The sequence below is a fragment of the Moorena sp. SIO4A5 genome (assembly GCF_010672005.1).
Lineage (GTDB): Bacteria > Cyanobacteriota > Cyanobacteriia > Cyanobacteriales > Coleofasciculaceae > Moorena.
The window spans coordinates 1-5,589 of the sequence record NZ_JAAHHZ010000297.1; the positions used below are offsets into that span (position 1 = coordinate 1).

General features: G+C 44.4%; 5 protein-coding genes. 4 read left to right on the forward strand and 1 reads right to left on the reverse strand.

Going from position 1 to position 5,589, the window contains the following annotated elements:
* Positions 1 to 740: 740 nt before the first annotated feature.
* Positions 741 to 911, reverse strand: a complete 171-nt coding sequence (locus F6K57_RS35430; protein WP_293059803.1) for a ribbon-helix-helix protein, CopG family — start codon at positions 909 to 911, stop codon at positions 741 to 743.
* A gap of 69 nt (positions 912 to 980) precedes the next feature.
* Between F6K57_RS35430 and F6K57_RS35435 the strand changes: the two genes are divergently transcribed.
* The 4 genes from F6K57_RS35435 to F6K57_RS35450 form a co-directional block, all read left to right on the forward strand.
* A complete protein-coding gene (locus F6K57_RS35435; protein WP_293072684.1) occupies positions 981 to 2,231 on the forward strand; it encodes a transposase in 1,251 nt (416 codons plus the stop codon).
* 93 nt (positions 2,232 to 2,324) lie between these two features.
* Positions 2,325 to 3,116 carry a nucleotide exchange factor GrpE gene (grpE, locus tag F6K57_RS35440; protein WP_293059797.1) on the forward strand — a complete coding sequence of 264 codons (792 nt, stop codon included), beginning with the start codon at positions 2,325 to 2,327 and terminating at the stop codon, positions 3,114 to 3,116.
* Between the two features lie 150 nt (positions 3,117 to 3,266).
* On the forward strand, positions 3,267 to 5,279 hold the full coding sequence (dnaK, locus tag F6K57_RS35445) for a molecular chaperone DnaK (protein WP_293072686.1): 2,013 nt from the start codon (positions 3,267 to 3,269) through the stop codon (positions 5,277 to 5,279).
* 198 nt (positions 5,280 to 5,477) lie between these two features.
* Positions 5,478 to 5,589 (forward strand): DnaJ domain-containing protein (locus tag F6K57_RS35450; RefSeq protein ID WP_293072688.1); only part of this gene is annotated, 112 nt, incomplete at its 3' end.

Consider the following 5,589-nt stretch of genomic DNA (forward strand, 5'->3'; position numbering starts at 1 on the left):
CAGTTTATTGCCAAAGGGAGAAAAATCGTTACGGACTACTAGGGCGCGTCGTTGAGATGAGGAGTAAGTCATGACGGAATAGGAAGTCTCCTTACTTTACACAGTATTCCCAAAAGCCTTATGTTAAGTGACATAGGAGTGGCAGCCACTCCCTTATTTTTACGTTTTAGTTAGATTGACGGATTAGGATAATTTGTCTTAGCTAAATATCACAGTATACATCATAAAAACTAAGCCAACTCATTTGCTGTATAATTCTTATCAAGTCCTACTCGCTCAAGGTTGGTTACCATCTCAGATGCTACTAGATTTTCGTTAATGACCGATTTATCATCACAACATTCAACTATGCAACAAGGCCAGCCAAAGTATGCAACAAGACCAGCAAACTCAAGTAGCACCATCAAAGACAGTCCGTGGAAAAACCACAGTAGGTGGCTCAGTAAGCGTACAGGCCATAAGGATCTGATCGGCTCGAGTGTCCTTGACCAGCATTGTTGCTAACGGAGGGCTTGCCAGACCACACAGTTGAGGTAAGTCTGAGGTCGCAACAACTCTCAATAAGCTTAGAAACCCATGCTATAGTCTTAGACTGAACGTGGTTAGCTGGCAGGCATTAGAAGCCCCACAACGAACATGCGCAGCATAGGTGCTTAAAGTTACCGTAAGATAGTGGAGCTTTTATGGTTAGTCGCTTATGCGCAAAAGGGTTAAATATGCATGTAATAAAGCTCCACTATCTAAGGTTTCGTCTCCAGGGATGAATTTTGCACAGAGTCTTTTGGGTCCCGAAAGCGAGCTATCAAGCTCCTTATCAACTCTGATTGAGTCATTCCGCGTCGCGAGGCCTCTTGTGCTAACTGTCTTTTCTCAAAATCTGTAATCGAGATTGTTAACTTTTTATCTTTCATTGTGACTTGAAAAATGGCTGTACGTTAACTATAATATTACTAGGTCGATAGATAAGAGGACAAGCAAGGGTGAGAATTGCATATCAGTACCGGCTAAAGCCAACAAAAGATCAAAAAGAAAAAATAGATAATTGGCTCTCAATGCTTTGTGCTCAATATAATTATTTATTGGCTGAGCGATTTTCTTGGTATGAGCAAAATCGCTGCTCAATCAATGCTTGTCCTCTCGTTTGTCATATTCCCGAATTAAGAAACAATCCAGATTACTACTCTCAGAAAAAGACTTTACCAAATCTCAAAAAAAGTCATCCCTGGTATAAAGAGATTCATTCTCAAGTACTACAGGATGTAGTAAAGAGAGTAAAACTAGCTTTCGATCGGTTTATAAAAGGAGATAGTAACGGTAAACGAAGCGGAAGACCTAGGTTCAAAAAAAGGCACCGCTATCGTACTTTCACTTACCCTCAAATAAAAGAAGGGTGTCTAGAAGGGAATTTAATCAACCTTCCCAAAATAGGTAAGGTAAAGATTATATTACACCGCCCTATCCCTGTTCGCGAAGCGTCGGCTACCCCGAATGGCTTTAAGATAAAGACAGCTTCAATAACAAAAAAGTGTGATGGTTATTATCTGGTCTTGTCTCTAGAAGATAAGACTGTTCCCAAGGTTAAGCCCGACATTAACCCTGAATCTATAATTGGGATTGATGTTGGCCTTAAAGAATTTTTGACCACTTCTGAAGGGGAAACAGTAAGCATTCCTCAATATTATCGACGGTCTCAGAAAAGGCTGAGAGTTATTCAGAAAAGAGTATCTCGACGAAAAAAAGGAGGTAAAAATAGACTCAAAGCTATCAAACAACTTGGAAAACAGCACAAAAAAGTATCGGACAAGCGAAAAGACTTTCATTTTAAGACAGCAAAATATTTGCTGTCAAAATACGATGTAATTGCTCACGAAAAATTAAACGTAAAGGGACTTGTCTTATCTCGATTGGCTAAATCTGTGTTAGACGCTGGGTGGTCTAGCTTTCTGACAATCCTGGCAAGCAAAGCCTTAAATGCTGGCTTGTTGGCGATTCCAGTAAGTGCTCGGAACACTTCACAGAACTGTTCCAGTTGCAGCAAAAAAGTCCCTAAAAAGTTGCATGTTCGGTGGCATGATTGTCCTCACTGTGGTTGCAGTTTGGACAGAGACCACAATGCAGCAATAAATATAAAAAACAGAGCGGAAGGGCAGTCCGTTCTTAAAGCCCAGCGCCTCCTAAGCGATAGCCGGACTGGCTGGGAAGCCTACACTGAACCTGTAAGGTCAGTGTAGGAGCTGTCACTTTACAAAAGTTGCTGGAAAATTGGTTGGCTAGTAAGAAATTATAGATAAACTAGCAGTCTATTGAATTGGGATGAGTGGAGCATGATTGACGAAGCAAAACAGTCAGATAACACTTCGCAGGAGACAAAGGAAGAGTCCACTACGGTACTCGCAGACAATCTTGAGGTGGAAGCGGTAGCCGTAGCCTCTGACTCAGAGGTCAACTCTGAAGCAGCACAACCAACTGAATCCCCTGCTGCGGAAGCATCTGAGCCAGAGTCGGTAGACCAAGCCGAGACCGAGGTAGCTCAAGCAGCTACCGATGAATCACCTACCGAGGATGATTCCAAAATTATAGAAACCATCAAGCAGGAAAATGAGGCCCTGAAAGCTCAACTAGAAGAGCGAACTCAGCAATGTGACTCCTTTAAATCTCAATACATCCGGATTGCGGCAGATTTTGAGAATTTCCGCAAACGGTCAACTAAAGAGAAAGAAGACTTGGAACATCAAGTTAAAGGAAACACCATCACTGAGTTATTGTCAGTAGTAGATAACTTTGAACGGGCGCGCACCCAAATTAAGCCTCAAAATGATGGGGAAATGTCAATTCACAAAAGCTATCAAGGTGTTTATAAACAGCTGGTAGATAGCCTCAAGCGCCTTGGGGTTGCTGCGATGCGACCAGAAGGGCAAGAGTTTGACCCCAATCTCCACGAAGCGGTTATGCGAGAACCAACGGATGACTATCCAGAAGGAGTAGTCATAGAACAGCTAATGCGGGGTTATTTACTTGGGGAGCGGGTGTTACGTCACGCTATGGTGAAAGTAGCTGCTGCGGCAGAACCACAGGAAACCTCGGAAGCTCAGAAATCTGCTGAGTCAGAAAATTAGCTGCCATTGAGTGGTTAACCTTCCTTTGGTGTCAGTCTCTGACCATCCTACGAAAAGGGACGAACGCACCAAGGGAAGTTCTATTATTTTGACCAACTCAACAAAAAATCAAACTAAAATAACTTAACATAACCGTTAAGCCGTAACCCTATGGGAAAAGTTATTGGCATCGACCTAGGCACAACCAATAGTTGTGTTTCTGTCTTAGAAGGGGGTAAACCCATAGTCATTTCCAGTTCGGAAGGTGGGCGAACTACACCGAGTATTGTGGGATTTGGCAAGTCAGGGGAGCACCTGGTGGGTCAACTGGCCAAGCGTCAAGCAGTCACCAATGCGGAAAACAGTGTCTACAGTATCAAGCGCTTTATCGGACGTCGTTGGGATGAAACTGCTACAGAGCGTTCCCGTGTCCCCTATACCTGTGTTAAGGGTCGTGATGAGACGGTAGATGTAAAGATTCGGGATCGGGAGTACACCCCTCAGGAAATCTCGGCCATGATCTTACAAAAGCTCAAGGCTGATGCTGAAACCTTTCTTGGGGAGTCAGTGACTCAAGCTGTGATCACAGTTCCTGCCTACTTTACCGATGCTCAACGGCAAGCCACCAAGGATGGGGGTACCATTGCTGGTTTGGAAGTATTGCGCATTATAAACGAACCGACTGCTGCTGCTCTTGCCTATGGTTTAGATAAGCTGGATCAAGACCAGCTTATATTGGTGTTTGACTTGGGTGGTGGTACCTTTGATGTCTCAGTTCTGCAACTGGGGAATGGGGTCTTTGAAGTAAAGGCAACTTCTGGGAACAATCACTTGGGGGGAGATGACTTCGATAATGTGATTGTCCGCTGGATGGTTCAAAACTTTAAAGCCAAAGAGGGCATCAATCTCACCGAAGACAAAATGGCTCTTCAGCGTTTGCGAGAGGCGGCGGAAAAGGCAAAAATTGAACTGTCTAGCATGGTAGCCACCCCCATCAACTTGCCCTTCATTACTGCTGATGAAACAGGACCAAAACATTTAGAGATGGAGTTGTCCCGGGCTAAGTTTGAAGAACTATCCAGGGACCTGATTAACGCAACTATAGAACCGGTAAAGCAGTCGCTCAAAGATAGTGACCTCAAGCCAGAGCACATTGACCGGATTTTGCTGGTAGGGGGTTCAACCCGTATCCCGGCGGTGCAGGATGCTATTAAAACGTTTTTTAATGGTAAGGCTACCGATCGTTCGGTTAACCCCGATGAAGCTGTGGCATTGGGAGCAGCAATTCAAGCTGGTGTTTTGGGTGGGGAAGTCGAAGATGTCCTGCTACTGGATGTTACTCCCCTGTCCCTGGGTATAGAAACCTTAGGGGAAGTGTTTACCAAAATTATCGAGCGCAATACTACTATTCCTACCAGTAAGTCCCAGGTATTTTCCACAGCTACTGATGGACAAACCTCCGTAGAAATCCACGTATTGCAGGGGGAGCGGGCAATGGCTAGAGATAACAAAAGCCTGGGAAAATTCCTGCTCACTGGTATTCCCCCAGCTCCCCGTGGTGTCCCTCAAATTGAAGTTACCTTTGAAATCGATGTCAACGGCATTCTTAAAGTCGCTGCCAGTGATCGAGGAACTGGGAAAGAGCAAAGTATTGTGATTACCAATACGGGTGGATTAAGTCCAGCGGAAGTGGAACGGATGCGCCGTGAGGCAGAAGACTATGCTGACCAAGACCGCCGTCGCATGGAATTGGTGCAACTCAAAAACCAAGCCGATGGCTTACTATATAACTATGAATCTACTATCAAAGACCATGGGGAATTGATTAGCGCTAACCTTCAGGCTCAAGGACTAAAGGAGCAAGCAGATCAACAAAAGCAGCACCTAGACACCATAATGACAGACCCCTCTATTGAGGTCGAGGAGGTGAAAGAAGCTATTGAAACTTTGCAGAAAACTGTCTTGGAAATTGGGGGGATCATTTACGCGAGTGCCAGCCTGGGGTCAGACCCGGAATTTATCGTGTCTGACGAAACAGTTCAAGAGTCCAATTCAAACGACTCCACCCAAATAGAACCGGATGCTGTAGGAGAATTTGTGGTTGATTTTGAGGATGAAACCTTAGAGGTGGAGGTTGACTACGAAGCTGTTGATTACGGCAACAGCTCCCTAAAAGATAGATAATTCAATTCCTTGCTTTGACTAGCTCAAGCCAACCTTGAGATTATGGTCACATAAGCAGGTGGCAATCAGCTGATTTTTTTGATAGACAATGATATAGGATGCAGGTAATGCTGGAATGCGCTCTTTGTGCTTTTATAGCAATAACCTGAGGAATAACAAGAGCCCCCACTATATAAATGGAAGACCGATCAGCGCTCTATGGCTGACTATTATGATCTGCTTGGTGTCTCTCGTGATGCCGACAAAGATGAAATTAAACGTGCTTACCGTCGCTTGGCACGGAAGTACCACCCAGATGTTAACAAAGAAC

Bases quoted from the DNA above. Each gene is read 5' to 3' on its own strand.
- grpE (WP_293059797.1), top strand. From the start codon at position 2,325: ATGATTGACGAAGCAAAACAGTCAGATAACACTTCGCAGGAGACAAAG.
- dnaK (WP_293072686.1), top strand. From the start codon at position 3,267: ATGGGAAAAGTTATTGGCATCGACCTAGGCACAACCAATAGTTGTGTT.
- F6K57_RS35430 (WP_293059803.1), bottom strand. From the start codon at position 911: ATGAAAGATAAAAAGTTAACAATCTCGATTACAGATTTTGAGAAAAGA.